Origin of the sequence: Salmonella sp. HY31, assembly GCF_042604575.1 — a bacterium.
Lineage (GTDB): Bacteria > Pseudomonadota > Gammaproteobacteria > Enterobacterales > Enterobacteriaceae > Salmonella > Salmonella diarizonae.
Genome location: NZ_CP170479.1, coordinates 1,449,236 through 1,473,776, shown reverse-complemented (window position 1 = coordinate 1,473,776; position 24,541 = coordinate 1,449,236). Strand labels below are relative to the sequence as shown.

The 24,541-nt window shown below is 55.6% G+C and carries 24 protein-coding genes; 9 read left to right on the top strand and 15 right to left on the bottom strand.

Going from position 1 to position 24,541, the window contains the following annotated elements:
* Positions 1-161 precede the first annotated feature (161 nt).
* From arnB to arnF, 7 genes are read left to right on the top strand one after another with little or no spacing between them, the layout of a single operon-like run.
* On the top strand, positions 162-1,301 hold the full coding sequence (gene arnB / locus ACE15A_RS06870) for a UDP-4-amino-4-deoxy-L-arabinose aminotransferase (RefSeq protein WP_053507755.1): 1,140 nt from the start codon (positions 162-164) through the stop codon (positions 1,299-1,301).
* 2 nt (positions 1,302-1,303) lie between these two features.
* Complete coding sequence (arnC, locus tag ACE15A_RS06865; protein ID WP_053507756.1) at positions 1,304-2,287, top strand: undecaprenyl-phosphate 4-deoxy-4-formamido-L-arabinose transferase; 984 nt, start codon at positions 1,304-1,306, stop codon at positions 2,285-2,287.
* Positions 2,284-4,266 (top strand): bifunctional UDP-4-amino-4-deoxy-L-arabinose formyltransferase/UDP-glucuronic acid oxidase ArnA, encoded by a 1,983-nt coding sequence (gene arnA / locus ACE15A_RS06860; protein ID WP_053507757.1) that lies wholly within the window; start codon positions 2,284-2,286, stop codon positions 4,264-4,266. Before arnC ends, arnA begins: the two co-directional genes overlap by 4 nt.
* Entirely contained in the window at positions 4,263-5,162 is a 900-nt protein-coding gene (gene arnD, locus ACE15A_RS06855; RefSeq protein WP_053507758.1) for a 4-deoxy-4-formamido-L-arabinose-phosphoundecaprenol deformylase, read from the top strand. The genes arnA and arnD overlap by 4 nt, the downstream gene beginning before the upstream one ends.
* Positions 5,159-6,805, top strand: coding sequence for a lipid IV(A) 4-amino-4-deoxy-L-arabinosyltransferase (arnT, locus tag ACE15A_RS06850; protein WP_053507759.1), 1,647 nt, complete (start codon positions 5,159-5,161; stop codon positions 6,803-6,805). Before arnD ends, arnT begins: the two co-directional genes overlap by 4 nt.
* Entirely contained in the window at positions 6,802-7,137 is a 336-nt protein-coding gene (gene arnE / locus ACE15A_RS06845; RefSeq protein ID WP_023248497.1) for a 4-amino-4-deoxy-L-arabinose-phosphoundecaprenol flippase subunit ArnE, read from the top strand. Before arnT ends, arnE begins: the two co-directional genes overlap by 4 nt.
* Positions 7,137-7,514 carry a 4-amino-4-deoxy-L-arabinose-phosphoundecaprenol flippase subunit ArnF gene (gene arnF, locus ACE15A_RS06840; RefSeq protein WP_053507760.1) on the top strand — a complete coding sequence of 126 codons (378 nt, stop codon included), beginning with the start codon at positions 7,137-7,139 and terminating at the stop codon, positions 7,512-7,514. Before arnE ends, arnF begins: the two co-directional genes overlap by 1 nt.
* Here the strand turns inward: arnF and pmrD are convergent.
* From pmrD to ACE15A_RS06795, 9 genes are all read right to left on the bottom strand, one after another.
* Entirely contained in the window at positions 7,509-7,766 is a 258-nt protein-coding gene (gene pmrD, locus ACE15A_RS06835; protein ID WP_023248498.1) for a signal transduction protein PmrD, read from the bottom strand. The genes arnF and pmrD overlap by 6 nt on opposite strands.
* A gap of 97 nt (positions 7,767-7,863) precedes the next feature.
* On the bottom strand, positions 7,864-9,231 hold the full coding sequence (menE, locus tag ACE15A_RS06830) for an o-succinylbenzoate--CoA ligase (RefSeq protein WP_053507761.1): 1,368 nt from the start codon (positions 9,229-9,231) through the stop codon (positions 7,864-7,866).
* Entirely contained in the window at positions 9,228-10,190 is a 963-nt protein-coding gene (menC, locus tag ACE15A_RS06825; protein ID WP_064055921.1) for an o-succinylbenzoate synthase, read from the bottom strand. Before menC ends, menE begins: the two co-directional genes overlap by 4 nt.
* A complete protein-coding gene (menB, locus tag ACE15A_RS06820) occupies positions 10,190-11,047 on the bottom strand; it encodes a 1,4-dihydroxy-2-naphthoyl-CoA synthase (protein WP_000640011.1) in 858 nt (285 codons plus the stop codon). The genes menC and menB overlap by 1 nt, the downstream gene beginning before the upstream one ends.
* Positions 11,048-11,061: 14 nt before the next feature.
* Complete coding sequence (menH, locus tag ACE15A_RS06815; RefSeq protein WP_000979132.1) at positions 11,062-11,820, bottom strand: 2-succinyl-6-hydroxy-2,4-cyclohexadiene-1-carboxylate synthase; 759 nt, start codon at positions 11,818-11,820, stop codon at positions 11,062-11,064.
* Positions 11,817-13,487: a 2-succinyl-5-enolpyruvyl-6-hydroxy-3-cyclohexene-1-carboxylic-acid synthase gene (gene menD, locus ACE15A_RS06810; RefSeq protein WP_000116384.1), complete on the bottom strand. Its 1,671-nt coding sequence runs from the start codon at positions 13,485-13,487 to the stop codon at positions 11,817-11,819. Before menD ends, menH begins: the two co-directional genes overlap by 4 nt.
* Positions 13,488-13,572: 85 nt before the next feature.
* Positions 13,573-14,868: an isochorismate synthase MenF gene (gene menF, locus ACE15A_RS06805; protein ID WP_000555672.1), complete on the bottom strand. Its 1,296-nt coding sequence runs from the start codon at positions 14,866-14,868 to the stop codon at positions 13,573-13,575.
* Positions 14,869-14,968: 100 nt separating this feature from the next.
* The gene (elaB, locus tag ACE15A_RS06800; protein WP_001519663.1) at positions 14,969-15,274 is read right to left on the bottom strand and encodes a stress response protein ElaB; all 306 of its coding nucleotides are present in this window, start codon (positions 15,272-15,274) and stop codon (positions 14,969-14,971) included.
* Positions 15,275-15,328: 54 nt separating this feature from the next.
* Entirely contained in the window at positions 15,329-15,790 is a 462-nt protein-coding gene (locus ACE15A_RS06795; RefSeq protein WP_023248504.1) for a GNAT family N-acetyltransferase, read from the bottom strand.
* Between the two features lie 60 nt (positions 15,791-15,850).
* Between ACE15A_RS06795 and rbn the strand changes: the two genes are divergently transcribed.
* Positions 15,851-16,768 (top strand): ribonuclease BN, encoded by a 918-nt coding sequence (gene rbn / locus ACE15A_RS06790; RefSeq protein WP_023248505.1) that lies wholly within the window; start codon positions 15,851-15,853, stop codon positions 16,766-16,768.
* Between the two features lie 65 nt (positions 16,769-16,833).
* Positions 16,834-17,838 (top strand): chemotaxis protein, encoded by a 1,005-nt coding sequence (locus ACE15A_RS06785; RefSeq protein ID WP_023248506.1) that lies wholly within the window; start codon positions 16,834-16,836, stop codon positions 17,836-17,838.
* 140 nt (positions 17,839-17,978) lie between these two features.
* On the opposite strand, the gene nuoN is transcribed toward ACE15A_RS06785, so the two are convergent.
* The 6 genes from nuoN to nuoI all read right to left on the bottom strand — a co-directional run bounded on the left by nuoN (position 17,979) and on the right by nuoI (position 24,530).
* Entirely contained in the window at positions 17,979-19,436 is a 1,458-nt protein-coding gene (gene nuoN / locus ACE15A_RS06780) for an NADH-quinone oxidoreductase subunit NuoN (protein ID WP_000156669.1), read from the bottom strand.
* A gap of 6 nt (positions 19,437-19,442) precedes the next feature.
* A complete protein-coding gene (gene nuoM / locus ACE15A_RS06775; protein ID WP_000926430.1) occupies positions 19,443-20,972 on the bottom strand; it encodes an NADH-quinone oxidoreductase subunit M in 1,530 nt (509 codons plus the stop codon).
* Positions 20,973-21,285: 313 nt separating this feature from the next.
* Positions 21,286-23,127, bottom strand: a complete 1,842-nt coding sequence (gene nuoL / locus ACE15A_RS06770; protein WP_023248507.1) for an NADH-quinone oxidoreductase subunit L — start codon at positions 23,125-23,127, stop codon at positions 21,286-21,288.
* Positions 23,124-23,426, bottom strand: coding sequence for an NADH-quinone oxidoreductase subunit NuoK (nuoK, locus tag ACE15A_RS06765; RefSeq protein WP_000612687.1), 303 nt, complete (start codon positions 23,424-23,426; stop codon positions 23,124-23,126). Before nuoK ends, nuoL begins: the two co-directional genes overlap by 4 nt.
* Entirely contained in the window at positions 23,423-23,977 is a 555-nt protein-coding gene (nuoJ, locus tag ACE15A_RS06760; protein WP_000393520.1) for an NADH-quinone oxidoreductase subunit J, read from the bottom strand. The genes nuoK and nuoJ overlap by 4 nt, the downstream gene beginning before the upstream one ends.
* 10 nt (positions 23,978-23,987) lie before the next feature.
* Positions 23,988-24,530, bottom strand: a complete 543-nt coding sequence (nuoI, locus tag ACE15A_RS06755) for an NADH-quinone oxidoreductase subunit NuoI (protein ID WP_000172742.1) — start codon at positions 24,528-24,530, stop codon at positions 23,988-23,990.
* Between the last annotated feature and the right edge of the window lie 11 nt (positions 24,531-24,541).

Sequence of the window (24,541 nt, the reverse complement as noted above, 5' to 3'; positions counted from 1 at the left end):
AAAGCATACCCCCATTAAAAATTATATTTTTACTTCACCTTAATTTCTTAATGTTAATTTAATCTTCATCCAGTAGGGTTCAGCTAAATGCGTTAAAAAATAAGCCCTTTTCTATTCCCCGAATATTTGAAAAGCGGCTTTCAATGGCTGAAGGAAAAATAATGTCGGACTTTTTGCCGTTCTCCCGCCCGGCGATGGGCGCGGAAGAACTCGCTGCCGTTAAGACCGTACTGGACTCAGGTTGGATAACAACCGGCCCAAAAAATCACGAACTGGAAGCGGAATTTTGTCGGCTAACAGGCAATCAATATGCCGTTGCCGTCAGTTCAGCCACCGCCGGTATGCACATCGTTTTGATGGCGCTGGGCCTTGGCAAAGGCGACGACGTCATTACACCGTCAATGACGTGGGTTTCTACGCTAAATATGATCGTTTTACTCGGCGCGAAACCCGTCATGATCGATGTTGATCGCGATACGCTGATGGTCACGCCTGAACATATCGAAGCCGCCATTACGCCACGAACCAAAGCCATTATCCCCGTCCATTACGCCGGCGCGCCTGCCGATCTGGACGCTATTTACGCTCTTGGCGAGCGTTATGGCATTCCGGTGATTGAAGACGCGGCGCACGCGACAGGAACCAGATACAAAGGTCGCCACATTGGCGCCCGGGGAACCGCGATTTTCTCCTTCCACGCCATTAAAAATATTACCTGCGCTGAAGGCGGTATCGTCGTCACGGATAACCCGCAATTGGCGGATAAACTACGCAGTCTCAAGTTTCACGGGCTTGGCGTTGATGCCTGGGATCGACAGAGCGGAGGACGCGCACCGCAGGCGGAAGTCCTGGCGCCGGGCTACAAATATAATCTGCCCGACCTCAACGCCGCTATCGCGCTTGCTCAGTTACAGAAACTGGATGCGCTTAACGCTCGTCGCGCCGCCATCGCAGCGCAGTACCACCAGGCAATGGCAGACCTGCCTTTTCAGCCTCTGAGCCTTCCTCCGTGGGAACATATCCACGCCTGGCATTTATTCATTATCCGGATCGATGAAGCCCGCTGCGGCATTACCCGGGATGCTCTGATGGCATCGCTGAAAACGAAAGGCATCGGCACAGGGCTGCATTTCCGCGCCGCGCATACGCAAAAATACTATCGCGAGCGTTTCCCAACACTCACGCTGCCTGACACCGAGTGGAACAGCGAGCGGATCTGCTCACTGCCGCTCTTCCCCGACATGACCGAGAGTGACCTTGATCGGGTCATTAGCGCCCTTCATCAGATAGCAGGACAATAAACATGTTTGACGCCGCACCGATAAAAAAAGTCTCGGTGGTTATTCCTGTCTATAACGAACAGGAAAGCCTGCCGGAACTGATAAGACGCACCACCGCCGCCTGCGAGAGTCTGGGCAAAGCGTGGGAGATTTTATTGATAGATGATGGTAGCAGCGATAGCTCGGCTGAGCTGATGGTTAAGGCGTCCCAGGAGGCCGGTAGCCATATCATCTCTATTTTACTCAACCGTAACTACGGTCAACATGCAGCGATTATGGCGGGATTTAGTCATGTAAGCGGCGATCTTATCATTACGCTGGATGCCGATCTGCAAAATCCGCCGGAAGAGATCCCGCGCCTGGTGGCAAAAGCCGATGAAGGGTTCGATGTGGTAGGTACAGTGCGCCAAAACCGACAGGACACCCTGTTTCGCAAATCGGCGTCAAAAATCATTAATCTGCTGATCCAGCGCACGACGGGCAAAGCGATGGGCGATTACGGCTGTATGTTACGCGCCTATCGCCGCCCTATTATCGATACCATGTTGCGCTGCCATGAACGCAGCACCTTTATTCCTATTCTGGCCAACATTTTCGCTCGTCGGGCTACTGAGATCCCGGTTCATCACGCTGAACGTGAATTTGGCGACTCTAAATACAGTTTTATGCGTCTCATTAACCTGATGTATGACCTGGTGACCTGCCTGACGACGACGCCGCTGCGCCTGTTAAGCCTGCTGGGAAGCGTTATCGCCATCGGCGGGTTTAGCCTGTCGGTGTTGCTCATTGTACTTCGCCTGGCGCTGGGGCCGCAGTGGGCGGCGGAAGGCGTATTTATGCTCTTTGCCGTCCTGTTTACCTTTATCGGCGCGCAATTCATCGGTATGGGGCTGCTGGGCGAATATATTGGTCGTATTTATAACGATGTCCGCGCCCGCCCCCGCTATTTTGTTCAACAGGTTATCTATCCGGAAAGCACGCCGTTTACTGAGGAAAGTCACCAATGAAAGCCGTTATTTTTGCCTATCACGATATGGGATGTCAGGGCGTGCAGGCCGTACTGGATGCCGGGTATGAGATTGCCGCGATTTTCACTCATGCCGACAATCCTGCGGAAAACACCTTTTTTGGCTCCGTCTCCCGGCTGGCGGCAGGATTAGGGATTCCTGTTTATGCGCCGGATAACGTAAATCATCCTATCTGGGTCGACCGTATCGCTGAACTTGCGCCGGATATTATTTTTTCGTTCTATTACCGCAACCTGTTAAGCGAAGAAATTCTGCAACTCGCCCCGACTGGCGCGTTCAATCTGCACGGTTCTCTATTGCCTGAATATCGGGGCTGCGCGCCGCTAAACTGGGTTCTGGTTAACGGTGAAAGCGAAACGGGCGTAACGCTGCATCGTATGGTCAAACGTGCCGACGCCGGAGAGATTGTCGCCAGTCAACGCGTCGCTATTGCGCAGGACGATGTTGCGATTACCCTGCATCATAAGCTATGCCAGGCCGCGCGCCAGTTGCTTGGTAGCATCCTGCCCACCATGAAATGTGGCGATATACCTTCTGTTCCCCAGCGTGAGTCTGACGCTACGTATTATGGTCGCCGCAGGCCGGAAGATGGTCTTATCGACTGGCACAAACCGGTTTCCACGGTGCATAACCTGGTGCGGGCAGTAGCCGCCCCCTGGCCCGGCGCGTTCAGCTATAGCGGCTCGCAAAAATTTACCATCTGGTCTTCCCGAATTTGTCCGGATGCGCAGGGCGCGCTTCCCGGCTCGGTGATTTCAGTCTCTCCGCTGCGGGTTGCCTGCGCCGATGGCGCGCTGGAGATTATTACCGGCCAGGTCGGAGACGGCATTACCGTGCAGGGCTCGCAGCTTGCACAGACGCTTGGTCTGGTGGCAGGCGCACGTTTGAACCGCCCATCAGCGGCTAGCGGTAAACGTCGCATTCGCGTTCTCATCCTCGGCGTCAACGGTTTTATCGGCAATCATTTGACCGAACGGTTACTGAATGAAGAGAATTACGACGTCTACGGTATGGATATTGGTAGCAACGCCATTAGCCGATTCCTGCTCCACCCACGCTTTCATTTCGTGGAGGGTGATATCAGCATCCACTCAGAATGGATTGAATATCATGTCAAAAAATGCGATGTAATACTGCCGCTGGTAGCGATTGCTACCCCGATTGAATATACCCGTAACCCACTGCGCGTTTTTGAACTCGATTTTGAAGAGAACCTACGGATTATCCGTTACTGCGTGAAATACCGTAAACGCGTGGTTTTCCCGTCTACCTCTGAAGTGTACGGCATGTGTACGGACGCCTCTTTTGACGAGGACAAATCGAATCTGATCGTCGGGCCGGTGAATAAGCCTCGCTGGATTTACTCCGTTTCCAAACAACTTCTCGACCGGGTGATTTGGGCTTATGGCGAAAAAGAGGGGCTGCGCTTCACGCTTTTCCGTCCCTTTAACTGGATGGGGCCGCGGCTGGATAGCCTGAACGCGGCGCGTATCGGCAGTTCACGCGCTATTACTCAGTTGATCCTGAATCTGGTGGAGGGGTCGCCGATCAAACTCATCGACGGTGGCCAGCAGAAGCGCTGTTTTACCGATATTCGCGACGGGATCGAAGCATTATTCCGCATTATTGTGAATGATGGCGATCGGTGCGATGGAAAAATCATTAATATCGGTAATCCTGACAACGAAGCCAGTATTCAGGAACTGGCAACGCTGTTGCTCGACAGTTTTGATAAACATCCGCTGCGCTGCCATTTCCCACCGTTTGCCGGTTTCCAGATCGTCGAAAGTGGCAGTTACTACGGCAAGGGTTATCAGGACGTCGCACACCGGAAACCCAGTATCAACAATGCCAAACGCTGTCTGGATTGGGAACCCTCTATTGCGATGCGGGATACGGTTGAAGAAACGCTGGACTTCTTCCTGCGCAGCGTAGATATCGCGGAACGCGCATCATGACAAAAGTCGGTTTACGCATTGACGTTGATACCTTGCGGGGAACGCGGGAAGGCGTCCCCCGGCTGCTGGCGACATTGCATCGCCACGGCGTTCAGGCCAGCTTTTTCTTCAGCGTCGGGCCGGACAATATGGGTCGTCATCTTTGGCGTCTGATAAGGCCGCGATTTTTATGGAAAATGCTACGTTCAAACGCCGCCTCGCTCTACGGTTGGGATATCCTGCTGGCCGGTACCGCCTGGCCGGGAAAAAATATCGGCAACGCCAATGCCGGGATTATTCGTGAAGCGGCAACATACCATGAGACGGGACTACATGCCTGGGATCACCATGCGTGGCAGACTCACAGCGGCCACTGGAGTATCCGCCAGCTTGAAGAAGATATCGCGCGCGGCATGACGGCGCTTGAAACCATTATCGGCAAACCTGTCACCTGCTCAGCCGCAGCCGGCTGGCGAGCGGATGGGCGCGTTGTTCGCGCGAAGGAGCCGTTCAACCTGCGGTATAACAGCGATTGCCGTGGAACCACCTTATTCCGTCCGCTACTGATGCCGGGCCAGACAGGGACGCCGCAAATCCCCGTCACCTTACCCACGTGGGATGAGGTTATCGGCCCCACTGTTCAGGCGCAGTCGTTCAATACCTGGATAATCTCCCGCATGTTGCAGGACAAAGGCACGCCGGTATACACCATCCATGCGGAAGTCGAAGGCATTGTCCATCAACCGCTGTTTGAAGATCTGCTCGTTCGCGCACGCGACGCGGGGATCACCTTTTGTCCTCTGGGCGAACTGCTGCCGACATCGCCTGAGACTCTGCCACTGGGACAAATTGTACGTGCACACATTCCAGGCCGTGAAGGCTGGCTGGGGTGTCAGCAGACGGTGAGCGGCTTATGATGAAATCGATACGCTATTATCTGGCCTTCGCCGCGTTTATCGTCCTTTACTATATTATCCCTATCAACAGCCGCCTGCTCTGGCAGCCGGATGAAACGCGCTATGCCGAAATAAGTCGGGAGATGCTGGCGTCTGGCGACTGGATCGTGCCGCATTTTCTGGGATTACGTTATTTTGAAAAACCGATAGCCGGTTACTGGATAAACAGTCTGGGTCAGTGGCTTTTTGGCGCCACCAATTTTGGCGTGCGGGCTGGCGCTATTTTAACGACATTGCTGGCCGCGGCGCTGGTGGCGTGGCTGACGTTCCGCTTATGGCGGGATAAACGTACCGCGTTGCTCGCCGCCGTTATCTTTCTATCACTCTTTGCCGTTTACAGCATCGGGACGTATGCGGTGCTCGATCCGATGATCGCGCTTTGGCTTACGGCCGGTATGTGCTGTTTCTGGCAGGGGATGCAGGCCACGACCCGAACGGGCAAGATTGGGATGTTTTTGTTACTGGGCGTAACCTGCGGACTGGGGGTGCTAACCAAAGGCTTCCTCGCCCTGGCCGTACCCGTGGTGAGCGTGTTGCCATGGGTCATTGTCCAGAAACGCTGGAAAGACTTTTTGCTTTACGGCTGGCTGGCGGTATTGAGCTGCCTTGTGGTTGTCCTTCCCTGGGCGCTTGCCATTGCCCGACGCGAAGCCGATTTCTGGCATTACTTTTTCTGGGTGGAGCATATCCAGCGGTTTGCTATGAGCGATGCCCAGCATAAATCCCCTTTCTGGTACTACCTGCCGGTACTAGTCGCGGGAAGTTTACCGTGGCTGGGGTTACTGCCTGGCGCGCTTAAACTGGGCTGGCGCGAGCGAAACGGCGCATTCTATTTGCTCGGATGGACGATCATGCCGTTTCTCTTATTCAGTATTGCGAAAGGGAAACTGCCCACCTATATTCTTTCCTGTTTCGCACCGATAGCAATACTAATGGCGCGCTTCGTCCTGCATAACGTGAAAGAAGGCGTCGCCGCGCTACGTGTCAACGGCGGGATCAACCTGGTATTTGGGTTAATCGGGATCGTCGCAACGTTTGTCGTCTCCTCATGGGGACCGCTGAAATCGCCGATCTGGACGCATATCGAAACGTATAAAGTTTTTTGCGTCTGGGGCTTCTTTACTGTTTGGGCGTTTGTGGGCTGGTATAGCCTCTGTCATAGCCAAAAATACATATTACCCGCGTTTTGTCCGCTGGGGCTGGCACTGTTGTTCGGCTTCTCCATTCCCGACAGGGTCATGGAGTCCAAACAGCCGCAGTTTTTTGTCGAAATGACCCGGGCGCCTTTGACATCAAGCCGCTATATTCTGGCCGACAGCGTCGGCGTCGCCGCCGGGCTGGCCTGGAGTCTGAAACGAGACGATATTATGCTCTACGGGAACGCGGGCGAACTCAGGTATGGTCTTAGCTATCCTGATGTACAGGATAAATTCGTTAAAGCCGACGATTTTAACGCCTGGCTCAACCAACATCGTCAGGAGGGCATTATTACGCTGGTACTTTCAATAGCCAAAGATGAAGACATCAGCACTCTTGCCATTCCCCCTGCGGACAATATTGATTATCAGGGGCGTCTGGTGTTAATTCAGTATCGGCCTAAATGATCGGCGTCGTTCTGGTGCTTGCCAGTCTGCTCAGCGTTGGCGGTCAGCTCTGTCAGAAGCAAGCGACACGGCCATTGACGGCGGGCGGACGCCGCCGCCACCTGATGCTGTGGCTGGGCCTGGCGCTGATATGCATGGGCGCAGCGATGGTGTTGTGGCTGCTGGTGCTACAAACCCTGCCGGTAGGGATTGCTTACCCAATGTTAAGCCTGAATTTTGTCTGGGTCACGCTGGCGGCATGGAAAATCTGGCATGAGCAGGTTCCGCTCCGCCACTGGTTTGGCGTCGCATTGATTATCAGCGGCATTATCATTCTGGGGAGCGCGGCATAATGGGCGTAATGTGGGGACTGATAAGCGTCGTGATTGCCTCCCTCGCCCAGTTGAGTTTGGGGTTCGCCATGATGCGGCTACCATCGATAGCGCATCCACTGGCGTTTATTGCCGGGCTGGGCGCATTTAATGCCGCGACCCTGGCGCTATTCGCCGGTTTAGCGGGGTATCTGGTTTCCGTCTTCTGCTGGCATAAAACCTTACACACGCTCGCGCTAAGCAAATCCTATGCGCTGCTGAGTCTCAGCTATGTGCTTGTTTGGGTAGCCTCAATGCTGTTACCCGGTCTGCAAGGGGCTTTCAGCCTAAAAGCGATGCTCGGCGTATTGTGCATTATGGCGGGGGTAATGCTGATTTTTCTGCCCGCCAGATCATGAGGGCTTGCGCGTCAATCGCTGCCATTCGTCGCAAGAATAACATCGAGCATCAATGATTTTTAGAGTCTGGTGTTTTTCCCGATTGATACAATACTGCGCATCTTTTAAAGGCGACAGGATATCGCCGGGACTCAGTAATATCATGGAATTCGCCTCGGCGATCATTTTTAGCGAACCGCCACTATCGCACAGCACCAGAACATGGCGAGCCCTCTTTTTGACATAATGCGATTTCTTAACCAACCATTCCATAGCGCCCCCGTTTCACGCTGATTATTCATAACACGCTACACATCAACGGGTAAACAAAACGGCAATAGCGATAGAATGGTTGTATATTAACCTAACATTAATTTTTACAGATCTCACACACCCACTGCTGGAGCGCACGGCGAGATATTTTAATCCCTCCGTTTTTCAGTTCTGCCGGCAACGTCAGCCAGCGAACCGGCTGCTGAAAACGCGCCAGCTTATCGCGAACCCATTCAGCGAGGTTCACTTCTCCAGCCTGCGATGCATACTCCACGACCGCAACGGGACGGTGACCAAACTCTTTATCCTCTACCGGCACGACGAAGGCTTGTTGCACCAGCGGATGCGCGTTAATAACGCGTTCGACTTCCTCCGGCTGAATGCCTTCGCCGCCGCTAAAGAACAGGTTATCCAACCGCCCGGCGATGGTTAACCTGCCGTGGTTCAGCTCGCCGCGATCGCGCGTGGCAAACCAGCCCTCGTCATTAACCAACGGGATCAGTTTGCCATCACGCCAGTAGCCTTCCGCCATGCAGGCGGCGCGCAGCCAGACTTCATTATCGACGATTCTGACCTCTCTGCCGGGAAGCGGCGCGCCAACGTCATCCGAACCATCAGCCTCCCTGGCGCATACCGTAGAAGCGAACTCTGTAAGCCCATACCCGCACCAGCAACGAATCCCTTGTTTGCTGGCCTGGTCGGTGAGTTCAACCGGAATCACCGCACCGCCGAGCAAAACGGCTTTCAGCGTCACCGCCGCCTGATTCGCCAGCAGCCGCCACAGTTGCGTCGGCACCAGCGAAGCATGGGTACACCCCGCCAGCATCTGCTCCAGCGGTTGCTTATCACGTACCGTCATTCGCGCCCCGGCGAAGAGCCAACGCCACATAATACCCTGCCCGGATACGTGAAACAGCGGCAGCGATAGCAGCCAGTCATCCTGGGGGCCAAACGGCATTAGCGAAAGCACGCCCTGCGCGCTGGCAAGATGTGCCTGACTCGTATGTACGGCAGCTTTTGGCAATCCTGTGGAACCCGATGTCAGCGTCATGGAAACCAGGCGCTGCGGTTGCCAGGCCACGGCATACGCCGCGGTACTTTTCCGCATCTGCAGCGCGGTTAACCCGGAAAATGCGTTTTCGCCTTCCAACGTCAGCGCAAAACGCAGCGTTAAATCCGGTACCAGCGCCTCCAGCAATGTCTGGGGCAACTGCGGGTTGACGGGCAGAACCCGCGCGCCACACTGCATCAGCGCAAGCCATGCCAACAGAGTGCGCGGCTGATTCCCGGCGCGCAGCAGGACACCGTCGCCCTCCCGTACGCCCTGCGCGGCAAACCCGCCCGCCAGCGCATCAATACGCTCACAGAGCGCACGCCAGCTTAACACCTCATCGTTCAGGCGCAGAGCGGGTGCCTGAGCGCGAACCTGACGCCAGTGGCGCCACGGCCAGTCCGTTAATGTCATAACAGTCGTTCCAGCTCATCACGCTTCAGACAAGGCAACGCGCTACCGGGCCAGAGGCGAATCTGTTGCGCCTGCATCAGATGCAAAGTATCCAGTCCGGGCAGCGTTCCCGGCGTCAGCCAGGCGGCAATCCGCGCCAGTTGCGTCAGGCCGAGGCTGGACTCGATCGAAGAGCTGATGACCGCCGTCAGTCCCAACGCATGGGCGGCAGCGACTTGCTCACGCACTTTATCAAGCGATCCGGTCAGCATAGGTTTAATCACCACGGCGCTGACGCCCGCCTGGGCCTCGAAAACAAAATCCGGCTCACGCAGGCTTTCATCCCAGGCAATCGCGATGCCGGTTTCACGGGCAAAAGCTCGGGAATCATCCCGCGTCTTACACGGCTCTTCGAGAAAGGCGATACGAGCGCGGTAGTCCGGATTAACATACTTTGCGAACTGTTGGGCTTTTAGCGGCGTCCAGGCGCGATTCGCATCCAGACGCAGATGCAGATCCGGGATCGCCTCCAGCAGCAAATTAACCACCATGCCGTCACGTACTACTTCATAGAGACCCACTTTGACCTTGGCGATTTTCTCGCCGGGCATATCGGCAAGCCGTAGCACCAAATCGTCAGGATCGCCAGTACATAACGGCGCAGCGCGATAGTCCGCCGCCTCCGGCAATACGCCAGTCAGTTCCGCCAGCGCGCAGCTTGCGCCAAACGCGACCGAAGGCATCTCCGGTAATACCTCGCGCCCCTGAAGCCAGTCGTTCACCCATGCCAGTAGCGCAGTTTGCGCCTCTTCCCACGTTTCCTGACTGAACCCCGGAAGCGGGGAGATTTCTCCCCACCCCTCACGCTCGCCATCACGCAGACAAACATACAGCCCGTCGCGAGTTTTTAACCGCCTGTCGCGCAAAACCACCCCCGCGTCCATGGGGATCTGCCAGCGGTATATCTGCGCGCTACGCATTATGGGTTCCGTTTGAATTTGCTGAAGTCAGGCTGACGCTTCTGGTTAAAGGCGTTACGGCCTTCCTGCCCTTCTTCCGTCATGTAGAACAGCATGGTGGCGTTGCCCGCCAGCTCCTGCAGACCGGCCTGACCGTCACAATCGGCATTCAGCGCCGCTTTCAGGCAACGCAGCGCCATCGGACTGTTTTGCAACATTTCACGACACCAGCGCACGGTCTCTTTTTCCAGATCCGCCAGGGGAACGACGGTGTTAACCAGCCCCATATCCAGCGCCTGTTTCGCGTCGTACTGACGACACAGAAACCAGATTTCACGCGCTTTCTTCTGACCAACGATACGCGCCATATACGAAGCACCCCAGCCGCCGTCAAAGGAGCCGACTTTCGGGCCGGTCTGGCCAAAGATGGCGTTTTCCGCCGCGATAGTCAGGTCGCACATCATGTGCAGCACGTGACCACCGCCGATGGAATAACCCGCGACCATCGCGACAACCGGTTTTGGACAGGTTCGAATCTGGCGCTGGAAGTCCAGCACGTTCAGGTGATGCACGCCGGAGTCATCCTGGTATCCGCCGTAATCGCCGCGCACCTTCTGGTCGCCGCCCGCGCAAAACGCTTTATCGCCTTCGCCGGTCAGAATAATCACGCCCACGTTGTCGTCGTAACGGGCATCCGCCAGCGCCTGAATCATCTCTTTGACGGTCAACGGACGAAATGCATTGCGCACCTGCGGACGATTAATAGTGATTTTTGCAATACCGTCGGTGGATTTTTCATAACGAATGTCGGTGTAACCCTCCGAGCAGTCGTGCCATTCTACCGGTGCGTAAAGCATTGTTTCATCAGGATAGATCATAGTGTGTCCTTTAGTCAGAGACGCAGAATCTGAGCCAGACTGTCTACCACGCCAGCGGGGTTTTCCCGATGTGCGTTGTGTCCGGCGTTACGAATGACATGGCATGTCGCCGCCACTTCCTGCGCCAGGGCGCGGAATTTGCTGTCGCGTTCGCCACATAAATAATAAAACGGAAATGCCAGCGCGTTGAGCGCCTCGCGTAAATCCGGCTGGACGGCAAGCGATGTCGCCTCCAGCATCGCAGCCAGCGTTTCGCCGTTATTCTGGCTACGCAGCGCCGTTAGCGCCTGTCTTTGCTGCGCCGTCAGCGAGGCGAACACCGGCTGCTGATACCAGTCGTGAAAAACCTCAGTCAATGGTTCATGACGAAAACGCTCTGCCCAGCGCCCGTCGGACAATCGTCTTTCAGCGCGCGCCTGTTCATTTTGCAGCCCCGGATGACCGCCTTCAACCACCAGGCCGCACAGGCCTGGTATTCCCTGGCAGGCTGCCATCATCGCCACCCGGCCGCCAAGGGAGTATCCCACCAACCAAAACTTTAGTATGTTGTAACTAATTAACGTAGCGCGCAGTAATCTGATGACATCGGCAAAGCCGCCGACCGGAATAGCCGCAGATCCGCCATGTCCCGGTAAGTCAATATAAAGCCGCGAACAGCCGTGAAACTGTTCACCAACCGGCTGCCATTCGCGGCAATCGCCAGAAAAACCGTGCAGGAAAACCAGCGAGGGCGCCCCAGGCTGTCCGGGCATGTGCTGCGCGTGCAACATCATAGATGGCTTACCTGAGCCAAAAGTTGCTGCAGCGTCTGCGCGCCATCCGTATCGTTTACCACCAGCTCAATCACCGTTGTCGCCGGGGTTCGCCACGCGCCAGCCAGCGCAGACTCCAGTTCTTCCCAGTTTTCCGGGCGATGATAGCGCAGGTTAAACATGGCGGCCGCATGGTCAAAATGGACGTTTTGCGGCATCAGATAAAAGCGCTCACGCTTACTTTGCGGCGTCGGCAGCAGGGAAAAGATCTGCCCGCCGTTATTGTTGACCACAATCAACACAAACGGCGCGGATACCTGACGTAGTAACGCCAGCGCGTTAAGATCGTACAGCGCGGATAAATCGCCGACGATAGCAAGCGTCGATTTGGCGCTGGCGCGCTGCACGCCCGCCGCCGTGGAAAGCAGGCCGTCAATGCCGCTCGCCCCGCGATTGCTGTATACCGGATAGCCAGCCGGCAACTGCGACAGCGCGTCGATCAGACGTACCACCAGACTATTGCCCACGAACAATTGCCCCTGCTCCGGCAGATAGTCGCGGATACGGTGCGCCAGCTGCGCTTCGCCAAAGGTGTCTCGCTGCGCGACCACCCGTTGCCACGCCAGTTCCGCCAGACGCGGGATCTCTACACACCACGGTTTACGTTTTTCCGCCGGATGCATCTCCAGCCAGTCGGCGATTTTCGCTACCAGTCTGCGTCCACGATGGTGCGCCGGGTCCAGACGACCTTCAATATTATCGATTACCCAGTACTCTTCCGGCTCGCAGGTTGCCTGCCATTGCAGTAAGCGTTTTCCGGTAAGGCTACTGCCAAGCTGGACGACAATCTGCGCCTGCTGCAGTTCGGTCACCGCTTTGGCGTTGCCGAGCCACAGGTCGGCGCACGGCAGCGGCTGCCCGGTTTGCGACAATACGTCGCCAATTAATGGCCATCCCAGAGTTTGCGCCCACTGCGCCACTTTTTTGCCTTCTTCCGCGCTCATACGCCCGGCGACAACGACGCCGCGTTTTTGTCGCCAGAAGAACCAGTCGCGCTGTTTGTCGCTTGCCAGTCGACGCGCTTCGCGCAGCCAGGGTTTTTCATCCTGCCACCAGTCGCCGAGACGCTGCTGCCAGACCAGACCGGTGTCATTCATATCGCCATACAGCGGTTCGGCAAAAGGACAGTTAATGTGCAGCGCGCCCGCATGAAGCATGGCGAGCGCATTGTCGATGGTCGACACCAGCCAGCGCGCCGGAATATCCTGCGTGGGACGCGGCAACGACAGAGTTTGGGAGGGGTGCGAGGCAAACATCCCCGCCTGACGGATCGCCTGGTTGGCGCCGCAGTCAATCAGCTCCGGCGGGCGATCGGCGGTAAGTAAAATGAGCTTCTCGCCCGTCAGACCCGCCTCAATCAGCGCCGGATAGAGGTTCGCCACGGCGGTACCTGAAGTGACAATAACGGCAACCGGCTGTTGGCTGACTTTCGCCAGCCCTAACGCCAGATGACCAAGCCCACGCTCATCAAAGTGCGTATGGTGAATAAAAGCAGGATTCTCTGCCGCCGCCAACGTGAGCGGCGTGGAACGGGAACCAGGGGCGATACAAACATGCCTGACGCCATGACGGGTTAAGGCTTCCAGGATGACCGCCGCCCAGCGCCGGTTAAATGCACTTACTGACATGAGTTTGTCCGGTATCAATCATTGGGACTAAGTATAAAGAGCTGCAAAAATGGATTATTGATATGGGTCGGGAATATGTGACTCATTACGCATCCATCTGCAATAAGGTACGTAACCCGGCAGCTTTATTATCTATTTCCTGCCATTCCTGTTCCGGATCGGAGCCGCGGACGATTCCCGCGCCGGCATACAATCGCACCACATTGGCCGTCACTTTGGCTGAACGTAACGTCACGCAAAACTCACTTTGCCGCGTGGAGAGATAGCCTGCCGACCCGGCATACCATTCACGTTCGAACGGCTCATGTTGTTCTATAAAACAACGCGCGGGTTCACGAGGGATCCCGGCGACCGCTGCGGTAGGCTGTAACTGATGCAGGCAGAGCGTGTCGTCCGCCTGATTAAGCGCCGTCCAGATACAGCGGCGCAAATGCTGAACCTTGCGCAGTCTGAGCACCTGCGGCGGCAGCACATCCAGCGAGTGGGTGCAGTTTTGCAGTCGCTGGCAGATGTCTTCGACAACCAGCATATTTTCTCGCTGGTTTTTATCGTCTTTCATTAACCATTCGCCAAGCTGCCAGGCTTTATGGTTATCCGGATGGTTCGCCACCGTCCCGGCCAGCGCTTCGGTACGCAGCGCCGTTTCACGCCGCCGCCAGAGCCGCTCCGGCGATGATCCCAGAAAGGCGGTATCGGCGGAAAAGGCCATAAAAAAGTGGTAGCAGTTGAGATTTAAACGACGACTGGACGCCATCATCGCGGCGGCATTGACCGGACGGGAGAACTGTAAGTCGGTGGCCCGCGCCAGCACAACTTTATCAAACGCCTCTTGCGCAATGGTGTGGGTGGCCTGCTGAATCAGCTTCACCCAACCGTCTTTGTCCGGCCAGTGTTGTTCGCTCGTGAGCGAAAGGCGCAGCGCCGGAACAGGCTTAATACCGACCAGAGAAGCGAGAAACGCTTTCGCCAGGCGCGCATCATCACGTAGCGAAACGTCACTGTGCAGATGTAAGCGTAAGGTCGCCGTACCCCCGCTACGTCGCCACTCCAGCCTCGGCAGCAATAAGTAGCCCTCTTTCGGCTCGAACGCATTCAGCCCCCAAATACGCAGGTCAGGCTGCGCGTGCTGACGTAAAAACCGTTGCGCCAGATCGAGCGATGAAAAGACGGTGATTGCCCCGAGAACGGCAGCTTCTTCGTCGCCATTACGCTGTTGCCAGTAGAATTGCGGGAAGGATGACTGGCTGGCCAGCCAGCTCAATGCATCGAAGGCATCGTTTAAAGGGAAAGGCGCATCGAAAACGCAAAGCCCTGGCGTCGCCGGTATCTCTTGCGATAGCTGACGCGTCAGATTTTCCAGCGCAGTAGTAATAGAATGCACGCGGACCCTCCCTGTTAAAAACCCCACATTATACGGGGTACTGCCCTAAAAAAGCAGTACCTCATTTAGGGAGGGTTGCAATTCTGTTCAGTAGGGGGATTTAGCGCCGCGCCAGCAGCAGTCCAAGTACCAGTCCTACCGCCGCGCCTACGCCAATACCCTGCCAGGGTTTTTCATGAACGTAGTCATCCGCTTTATAAACGGCCTGCTTTGCCCGGTAATAATAGCTATCCGACGCATGGCTTACGCGGTTTTTCACCTCTTCCAGCGCTTGTTCCGCGCGGGCTTTCAGCTCAATGTATTTTTGATCGGCGGGATCGCCTGAGGAACGTAAAATCTCTTCCAGCGTTTCGCTGAGCAAAGTCAGATCATCATCAACACGTGATTCACCAAATTGATATGACATTCTCATTCTCCGTTGTGTTAACACCTGCTCCTAACTATAGTCAACGGTTTCGGTTTATGCCTGATGAACCTCCCGCGCCATTCCCCGGTGCGGAATGCCATCTTCGTCATAAACATCGGTGACGGGAATAAAACCAAACCGCGCATAAAAAGGTTGCAGATGCGCCTGCGCTCCCAGATATAGCGGCTTATCCGGCCAGTACCGCCCACAGGACTCCAGCGTTTTCGTCATTAATTGCTGGCCCAGTTTCGCCCCTCGCCAGGCGTCGCTGACGATCACCCGGCCAATGACAACCGGGTCTGATTCGTTATCGCTTTTCAGAATCCTCGCATACGCCACCAGCTCATCCTGATGCCAGCCCAGAATATGACGATTGTCGCCGACTAAATCATCGCCATCCACATCCAGGTAAGGACAGCGCTGTTCTACCACAAAGACCGCGCAGCGCAATTTGAGTAACGCGTAAAGTTGAGGAACGGTAAGTTCGCTATGGTGAAGATCCTGCCAGTGAATCATGATGCGCTCCTGTGTTGTGGTAATCTTGGGTTAAACGATAACCAAACGTGTATGGACAAGATGGAATTCATTTTTTTAGGTACGTCCGCAGGCGTTCCCACGCGCTCACGCAATGTAACGGCAATTTTATTACATCTGCAACATCCAACGCAGCCGGGAGTATGGCTTTTTGATTGCGGCGAAGGGACACAGCATCAAATGCTTAATACCGCCTTTCATCCCGGTAAGCTTGAGCGCATTTTTATCAGCCATCTTCACGGAGATCATCTGTTTGGCCTGCCGGGTCTGCTATGCAGCCGGTCGATGGCGGGTAATCCCCATCCGCTCACCGTATACGGACCTCAGGGCGTGCGTGAGTTTATTGCAACCACGCTGCGCCTTAGCGGTTCATGGACCGATTTTCCGTTGCAAATTGAAGAAATTAGCGCAGGCGATATTCTTGACGACGGCCTGCGTAAAGTGACCGCGTTCAGGCTGGAGCATCCCCTGGAGTGCTACGGATATCGCGTTGTTGAACATGACAAGCCCGGCGCGCTGAATGCCAGGGCGTTAAAAGCCGCAGGCGTTACGCCCGGCCCGCTGTTTCAGGCGTTGAAGGCAGGAAAAACCGTCACGCTTGCCGATGGAAGGCAGATCAATGGCGCCGATTACCTTGCTCCCGCCGTGGCCGGGAAATCAGTGGCGATTTTCGGCGATACCGCGCCCTGCGAGGCCGCCCTCGCGTTGGCGCAGGGTGTGGATGTGATGGTACATGAAACCACGCTGGATGCGTCAATGGAGGAGAAAGCCAACGCTCGCGGACACAGCTCCACACGTCAAACCGCGACGCTGGCGCGGGAAGCCGCCGTCGGTCGACTGATCATGACCCACATTAGCTCACGCTATGACGATAAAGGCTGTCAGCGATTACTGGCGGAATGCCGCGCTATTTTCCCGGCGACGGAACTGGCTTACGATTTTTCTGTTTTCCCGGTTTAGCGCTCCATTTTTTGTCCTCATTGCCGATAACACTAAAAAAGGCAGGCTTTCATAATGAGGTTAGGATGGACAATTTCCAGAAAGATATTGATGACAGGGCGAATTTAACCCTGTCCAACCGTTTTGAACTGCTGTTATTCCGTCTTGGTACATCGCTGCATGAACAGAAGTCAGAGCTGTTCGGCATCAATGTATTTAAGCTGCGCGAAATCGTACCGATGCCCGCCTTTACGCGCCCGGCAGGCATGAAAGCGCCACTGTTGGGTATGGTCAATATTCGGGATCAGGTGATTCCGGTAATTGATTTGCCTGCGGTAGCGGGCTGCAAGCCGGAAACCGGACTGAATATTTTGCTGATCACCGAATATGCGCGCAGCGTACAGGCATTTGCCGTCGAGTCGGTGGAAAATATTATGCGTCTTGACTGGAAGCAGGTGCATACCGCCGAGAAAGCCGTCAACGGACGTTATATCACCAGCATCGCCTGTCTGGACGAAGACAAAGAGACCAATAATCTGGCGCTGGTGCTTGATGTCGAACAGATCCTTTATGATATTGTGCCCTCCAGCCACGATCTTCGCGCTACTAATCTGAAAACCAATAAATTTACTATTACCCCAGGCGCGGTAGCCATTGTGGCGGAAGACTCCAAAGTCGCCCGCGCGATGCTGGAAAAAGGGCTGAATGCGATGGAAATTCCGCATCAAATGCATGTGACTGGCAAGGATGCATGGGAGAAAATCCAGCAACTGGCGCAGGAAGCGGAAACCGAAGGTAAGCCCATTAGCGAAAAAATCGCGCTGGTCCTGACAGATCTTGAGATGCCGGAGATGGATGGCTTTACGTTAACACGTAAAATTAAAACCGATGAACGGCTGAAAAAGATCCCGGTCGTTATTCACTCTTCCCTTTCCGGCAGCGCCAACGAAGATCATGTACGTAAGGTGAAGGCCGACGGCTACGTCGCAAAGTTTGAAATCAATGAACTCTCTTCAGTGATACAGGAAGTGATGGAACGCGCGGCGCAAAACATCAGCGGCCCGCTGGTGAGCCGACAGTTGCTAAGTTAAATTCCGGTCGCTAAGGCCTTACATGCCGGATGGCGGCGCAAGCGCCTTATCCGACCTACAGTCCATAGTCATTTCAAAGCATTACATCAGATAATAAAAAACCCGCTTCGTGAAGCGGGTTTTTCGTTTTTACTTATTGCTTACATCAACGGCGTCGCTAACTGCACAAGGCTAATCAACGGCTGCGGCCAGACGCCCAGTACCAGCACCAGCAACGCGGAGATCAGCACCACGATACCGCCTGCGCTGTATTGCCAGTTTGTCGGCGCGTCGCGCCCCGGTTGCTGCGGCGCGTGCAGGTAAAGACTCACGGCAACGCGCAGGTAGTAGTACAAACCAATCGCGGAACCGACCACCACCGCGGCGACCAGCCACCACAGGCTGGCCTGAACGCCAACCGCCAGCACGTAGAATTTGCCGATAAAGCCCAACGTCATCGGGATACCTGCCAACGACAGCATCATCACCGTCATCACCGCAGCAAGAACCGGACGATGCCAGAACAGACCACGATAAGAGTACAGGGAATCGGCATCCGGGCCACGGAACGGGCTGGACATCAGGCTGACCACGCCAAACGCACCGAGGCTGCTGAACAGATAACCGGCCAGATAAACGCCTACCGCTTCCATCGACATTTCGCCGCTCTGCAGGGCAATCAGCGCCACCAGCAGATAACCGAGGTGAGAGATAGAAGAGTAACCGAGCAGACGTTTGATGTTGGTCTGGCTCAGCGCCATCAGGTTACCGAAGATGATAGAGGCAAAGGCGATAATGCCCAGCACCACACGTACCGCTTCGCTGTCGCCTACCGGCGCATACAGGAACAGACGCATCACCACGCCGAAGATAGCAATTTTGCTCGCTGTCGCCAGGAAGGTGGAAACCGGCGCAGGCGCGCCCTGGTAAACGTCTGGCGTCCACAGGTGGAACGGCACCAGAGAGAGTTTAAAGCCCAGACCGACAATCATCAGGCCAAAGCCCGCCAGCAGCAACGGCTCGTGCAGCATACCATCACCAAGGCTCTTACCGAGCGCTTCGAAAGACAAGTTGCCGGACTGCGCATAGACCAACGCCATCCCGAACAGCAGGAAAGACGAGGCGGCAGCGGAGAGGATGGTGTATTTGATACTGGCTTCCAGCGAGCGTTTCTGGCGGAAAGCATAACCAATCAGGCCAAACAGAGGCAGCGAGATCAGTTCAATACCGAGGAACAGCGCCGCCAGGTGGTTGGCGTTTGCCAGCAGAATTCCCCCCAGGCTGGCGATTAACACCAGCAGGTAGAACTCTTCCTGGTTATCGTTATAGCCTTCAAGCCACGGGTAGGCAAAGGTGCAGGTAGCGAGGCTCGCCAGCAGAACCAGCCCGGTGTAGAGCATCGCAAAGCCGTCAACGCGCATCAGCGGCGTGACGTCCATTGCCCCGGCCTGACCGACAAACCAAAGCGAAACCAGCGCAGCGTTAAGCCCAATGACCGACAGCGTGGCATTGAGGAAATGATTGCGTCGCCACGCAATGGAGAGCATCACAACCACCACCGTCAAGCCGACGATCAGCAGCGGTAGCAGCGCAATCAGGTGTTGTGGAGTTATTGTCATGGCGATTTACGGCCTTGTAGTAGTAACGGAATTAACAAACCACTGCTGGATGTTGCTCATCGCAGAATGCGAGGTATCCAGAATCGGCTGCGGATAGAAGCCAAGCAGTACCAGAAGCACCACCAGCAACAGAATGATAAACAGCTCGCGCAGCGACATCCCTGGCAGTTCCTGGCTGGCAATTTGGCTCTTCGCTTTACCAAAGTAAGCGCGATGCAGCATCGCCAGCGAGTATACAGAAGCGAATACCAGCCCAAAGGTGGAGATAACGGTAATCACCGGCACCACCTGGTAGCTGCCGAACAGAATCATAAATTCGCCGACAAAATTACCGGTGCCCGGCATCCCGAGCGTCGCCACCGCAAAGAACATTGACAGCGCAGGCAACCATTTCATTTTGCCCCACAGGCCGCCCATCATACGCATGTCACGCGTATGCAGACGTTCGTACAACTGGCCACACAGAATAAACAGACCCGCCGCGGACAGACCGTGCGCAATCATCTGAATCACCGCGCCCTGGTACGCTAGTTGACTGCCGGTGTAGATAGCGATCAGCACGAAGCCCATGTGGGAAACGGAGGTATAAGCGATCAGGCGCTTGATGTCGTACTGGGTAAAGGCCATCCACGCGCCGTAGAAGATGCCGATGACGCCCAACCACATGGCGATGGGCGCAAACTCCGCCGACGCGTTCGGGAACAATGGCAGGGAGAAACGCAGCAGACCGTAAGCGGCAGTTTTCAGCAAGATACCGGCCAGGTCGACGGAACCGGCGGTCGGCGCCTGGGAGTGCGCATCCGGCAGCCAGCCATGCAGCGGAACCACCGGCATTTTCACCGCAAAAGCGATGAAGAAGCCCAGCATCAGCAGGTATTCCACGCCATGAGACATCGGCGTATTCAAGAGTTCTTCGTAATTGAAGGTCCAGACGCCGGTCGCGTTGTAATGCACAAAGACCAGCGCCAGGATGGCAATCAGCATCACCAGACCACTCGCCTGGGTGTAGATGAAGAACTTGGTGGCCGCCGTGATACGCGTTTTACCGTCAGAAGCTTTGTGGCCCCACAGCGCGATCAGGAAGTACATCGGCACCAGCATCATTTCCCAGAAGAAGAAGAACAGGAACATGTCGATGGCCAGGAACACGCCGATAACGCCGCCCAGAATCCACATCAGGTTCAGGTGGAAAAAGCCCTGATATTTTTCGATTTCTCGCCAGGAGCAAAGTACCGCCAGAACGCCGAGCAGGCCGGTCAGCACCACCATTAGCAGCGACAGTCCGTCGAGCGCCAGATGGATAGAGATGCCAAAACGCGGGATCCACGGCAGGACAAATTCAGATTGCCACTGTGGAATACCGGCAGATTGCGTCAGTGAATAGCCGCCCTGCAACCACAGTTGCAGGCCGAGCGCCAGCGTCAGTCCCATAGTAATCAGCGCGATCCAGCGCGGCACCTTCACGCCAAAGCGTTCGGTCTGCCAGCACAGAAAGCCGCCGATAAAGGGGATTAGTATCAACCAGGGTAATAACATAGCTAAGTATGTCCCTTATATTTACTCCTGCTCAGGCTATCTCACTTGCCAGCCCGAATCCTGCCAGTGCTCGCACAAAACGCATCGCGTTTTGAACGTCCGTAAGGACGGCCCCGTAGGGGTGAGCTTCGCGAATCATCCTCACGTACTTCAGTACGCTCCGGTTGCTGTGCGCTGGCGGTATCCGGTCTGACTTCGCCGATGATGCCTGTACTTCAGGAACAGATTTTCAACGAATTCTAAAAATTATTTTTGGGTTTGTAGGCCGGATAAGCACTGCGCCATCCGGCAGTCGTTCATCCAGCCAACAAACTCAACGTAGTACCATCAGCAGCGCCAGCACCACAACCGCGCCGATGCTCATGGATGCCACATACCAGCGCAAATAACCGTTCTCGCTCAGTACCAGGCCTTTGCCTGCAAAACGGGAAAGGATAGCCGGAATGTTCATCAACGCATTAAGCGGGTCGCGCTTCAGCAGCCAGGCGATACCGAGGAATGGCTTGACGAATACTTTGTCGTACAGCCAGTCAAAACCCCAGGCGTTATACCACCAGGTACCCAGCAGACGGCCCGGCGCGCTGTTGGCGATCGACGTCACAAGCGTGCGTTTGCCCAGCCACAGCCATGCGGCAATCAGGATGCCCGCAATCGCCACCACGCCAGAGGTAATCTCCAGGCTCAACACACGACCATGCGCCAGTTCAGTTGTCTGCGGTAGCACCCCCTGCAATGGCGGCACAATCAGCGCGCCAATGAAGGTGGACAGGATCATCAGGACAATCAGCGGCAGATGGTGGGTAATCCCCTTCCCTGCATGAGCATGAATTTGTTCTTTACCGTGGAATACGATGAAAATCATCCGGAAGGTGTACAAGGAGGTCATGAACGCGCCGACCAAACCTGCCACCATCAGATTGATATGACCGTTCGCCATGGCGCCGGCCAGGATCTCATCCTTACTGAAGAAGCCCGCAGTGACCAGCGGCAGCGCCGACAGCGCCGCGCCGCCCACCAGGAAGCAGGCATACACCAGCGGAATGGACTTACGCAGACCGCCCATCTTAAAGATGTTCTGTTCGTGATGGCAGGCCAGAATCACCGAGCCGGACGCCAGGAACAGTAGCGCTTTAAAGAAGGCGTGAGTCATCAAATGGAAAATCGCCGCATCCCACGCCTGCACGCCCAGCGCCAGGAACATGTAGCCAATCTGACTCATGGTGGAATAGGCCAGCACGCGTTTGATGTCGGTCTGCACCAGCGCGGCGAAACCCGCCATTACCAGCGTAATCGCCCCGATAATGCCCACCAGATGCAGAATTTCCGGGGTCATCAGGAACAGGCCATGAGTACGGGCGATCAGGTAAACGCCCGCAGTCACCATGGTTGCGGCGTGGATCAATGCGGAGACCGGCGTCGGACCAGCCATCGCGTCGGCAAGCCAGGTCTGCAACGGTAGCTGCGCAGACTTACCGACCGCGCCGCCCAGCAGCATCAGCGTCGCCCACATCAGCATGTTGTTGCCGTCAGCAAAGTGCGCTGGCGCCAGCTCCACCATTTCGCGGAAGTTTAGCGTGCCCAGTTCGTTGTACAGAATGAACAGCGCAAAGGCGAGGAAGACGTCGCCCACACGAGTGACGACAAACGCTTTCATCGCCGCCGCGCCGTTCTTCGGATCGCTGTAGTAGAAGCCGATCAACAGATAGGAACACAGGCCCACGCCTTCCCAGCCGAGGTACATCAAAAGCAGGTTATCGGACAGCACCAGAACGACCATGCTGGCGATAAACAGGTTGGTATAAGCGAAGAAGCGGGAGTAGCCCTCTTCCCCGCGCATGTACCAGGAGGCGAACATATGGATCAAGAAGCCGACACCGGTGACCACAGAGAGCATGGTCAGCGACAGACCATCCAGCACCAGGTTAAAACCGATGTTGAAGTTACCGACCGACATCCACGTCCACAGCGGCTGGCTGAACGTCTGTTTACCGTTGGCAAAGAAATCCATCCCGACAAACGCCGTCACCAGCGCCGCCAGACCAACGGAGCCCACGCCGATGGTCGCGGAGAGATTTTCCGACCAGCGTCCGCGAGAGAACGCCAGCAGTACAAAGCCAATCAATGGCAGAATAATGGTTAAGGCAAGCATGTTCATCCACGCATCTCACTTACTGAATCGATGTTCAGGTTCTGGCGACGGCGATGGAGTTGCAGCAACAGCGCAAGTCCAATACTCGCTTCCGCAGCCGCAAGGCTGATGGCGAGAATGTACATCACCTGACCATCGGTCTGGCCCCAGTAGCTCCCGGCGACCACAAAGGCCAGCGCGGAGGCGTTAATCATGATTTCCAGCCCGATCAGCATAAACAGCAGATTGCGGCGGATAACCAGACCGGTTAAACCCAGGACGAATAAAATCGCAGCGAGGATCAGTCCATGTGTTAAAGGGATCATGCGCGCTCCTCCGTTTTTCTTTTCGCACGGTCATCGGCGCGATTACTCAGCACTTCGCCCGCACGCTCTTCACGACCGACGTGGAACGCCACCACCAGGCCTGCCAGCAGCAGCATAGACGCCAGTTCGACCGCCAGAACATAGGGCCCGAACAGCGTAATGCCTACCGCTTTCGCGCTAATCGGCGTGCCGTCGATACCCTGGTCGTTAACGCCCAGAATGGCGTACACAATGACCGCCAGCATGATGGCCGACAAAATCGCCGGACCAATCCACACCTGCGGCTTCAACCACTGGCGTTCCTGTTCGATTTCGCTGCCGCCGAGGTTGAGCATCATCACCACGAAAACAAACAGCACCATGATGGCGCCTGCGTAGACGATAATTTCCAGTGCACCGGCAAAGTAAGCGCCCAGCGAAAAGAACACCCCGGAAATCGCCAGTAGCGATATCACCAGATACAACAGCGCGTGTACCGGATTGGTATGGGTGATCACTCGCAGGGTCGCGAGGATGGCTATCAGGCCACAGATATAAAAAGCGAATTCCATTGCCCTCTCCTTACGGTAACAGGCTCTTGACGTCGATAGGCTTGGCTTCGTTCTCTGCTTCGCCTTTATCTTTGCCGTCGATTGCCATACCCGCCATCCGGTAGAAGTTATATTCCGGGTATTTGCCCGGACCGGAAATCAGCAGATCCTCTTTTTCGTACACCAGATCCTGACGTTTGTATTCGCCCAGTTCGAAGTCCGGGGTCAACTGGATCGCCGTGGTCGGGCACGCTTCTTCGCACAGGCCGCAGAAGATGCAGCGTGAGAAGTTTATGCGGAAAAATTCCGGATACCAGCGGCCATCTTTGGTCTCCGCTTTTTGCAGAGAGATACAGCCTACCGGACAGGCTACCGCACACAGGTTACAGGCAACGCAGCGCTCTTCACCGTCCGGGTCGCGCGTGAGCACGATACGGCCACGGTAACGGGGCGGTAAATAGACCGGCTCTTCCGGATACATCTGCGTTTCGCGTTTCGCGAACGCATGCAGGCCGATCATCCAGATACTGCGTACCTGAGTGCCGAAACCTACTAATAATTCTTTTAAGGTCATGGTCTTTGTGT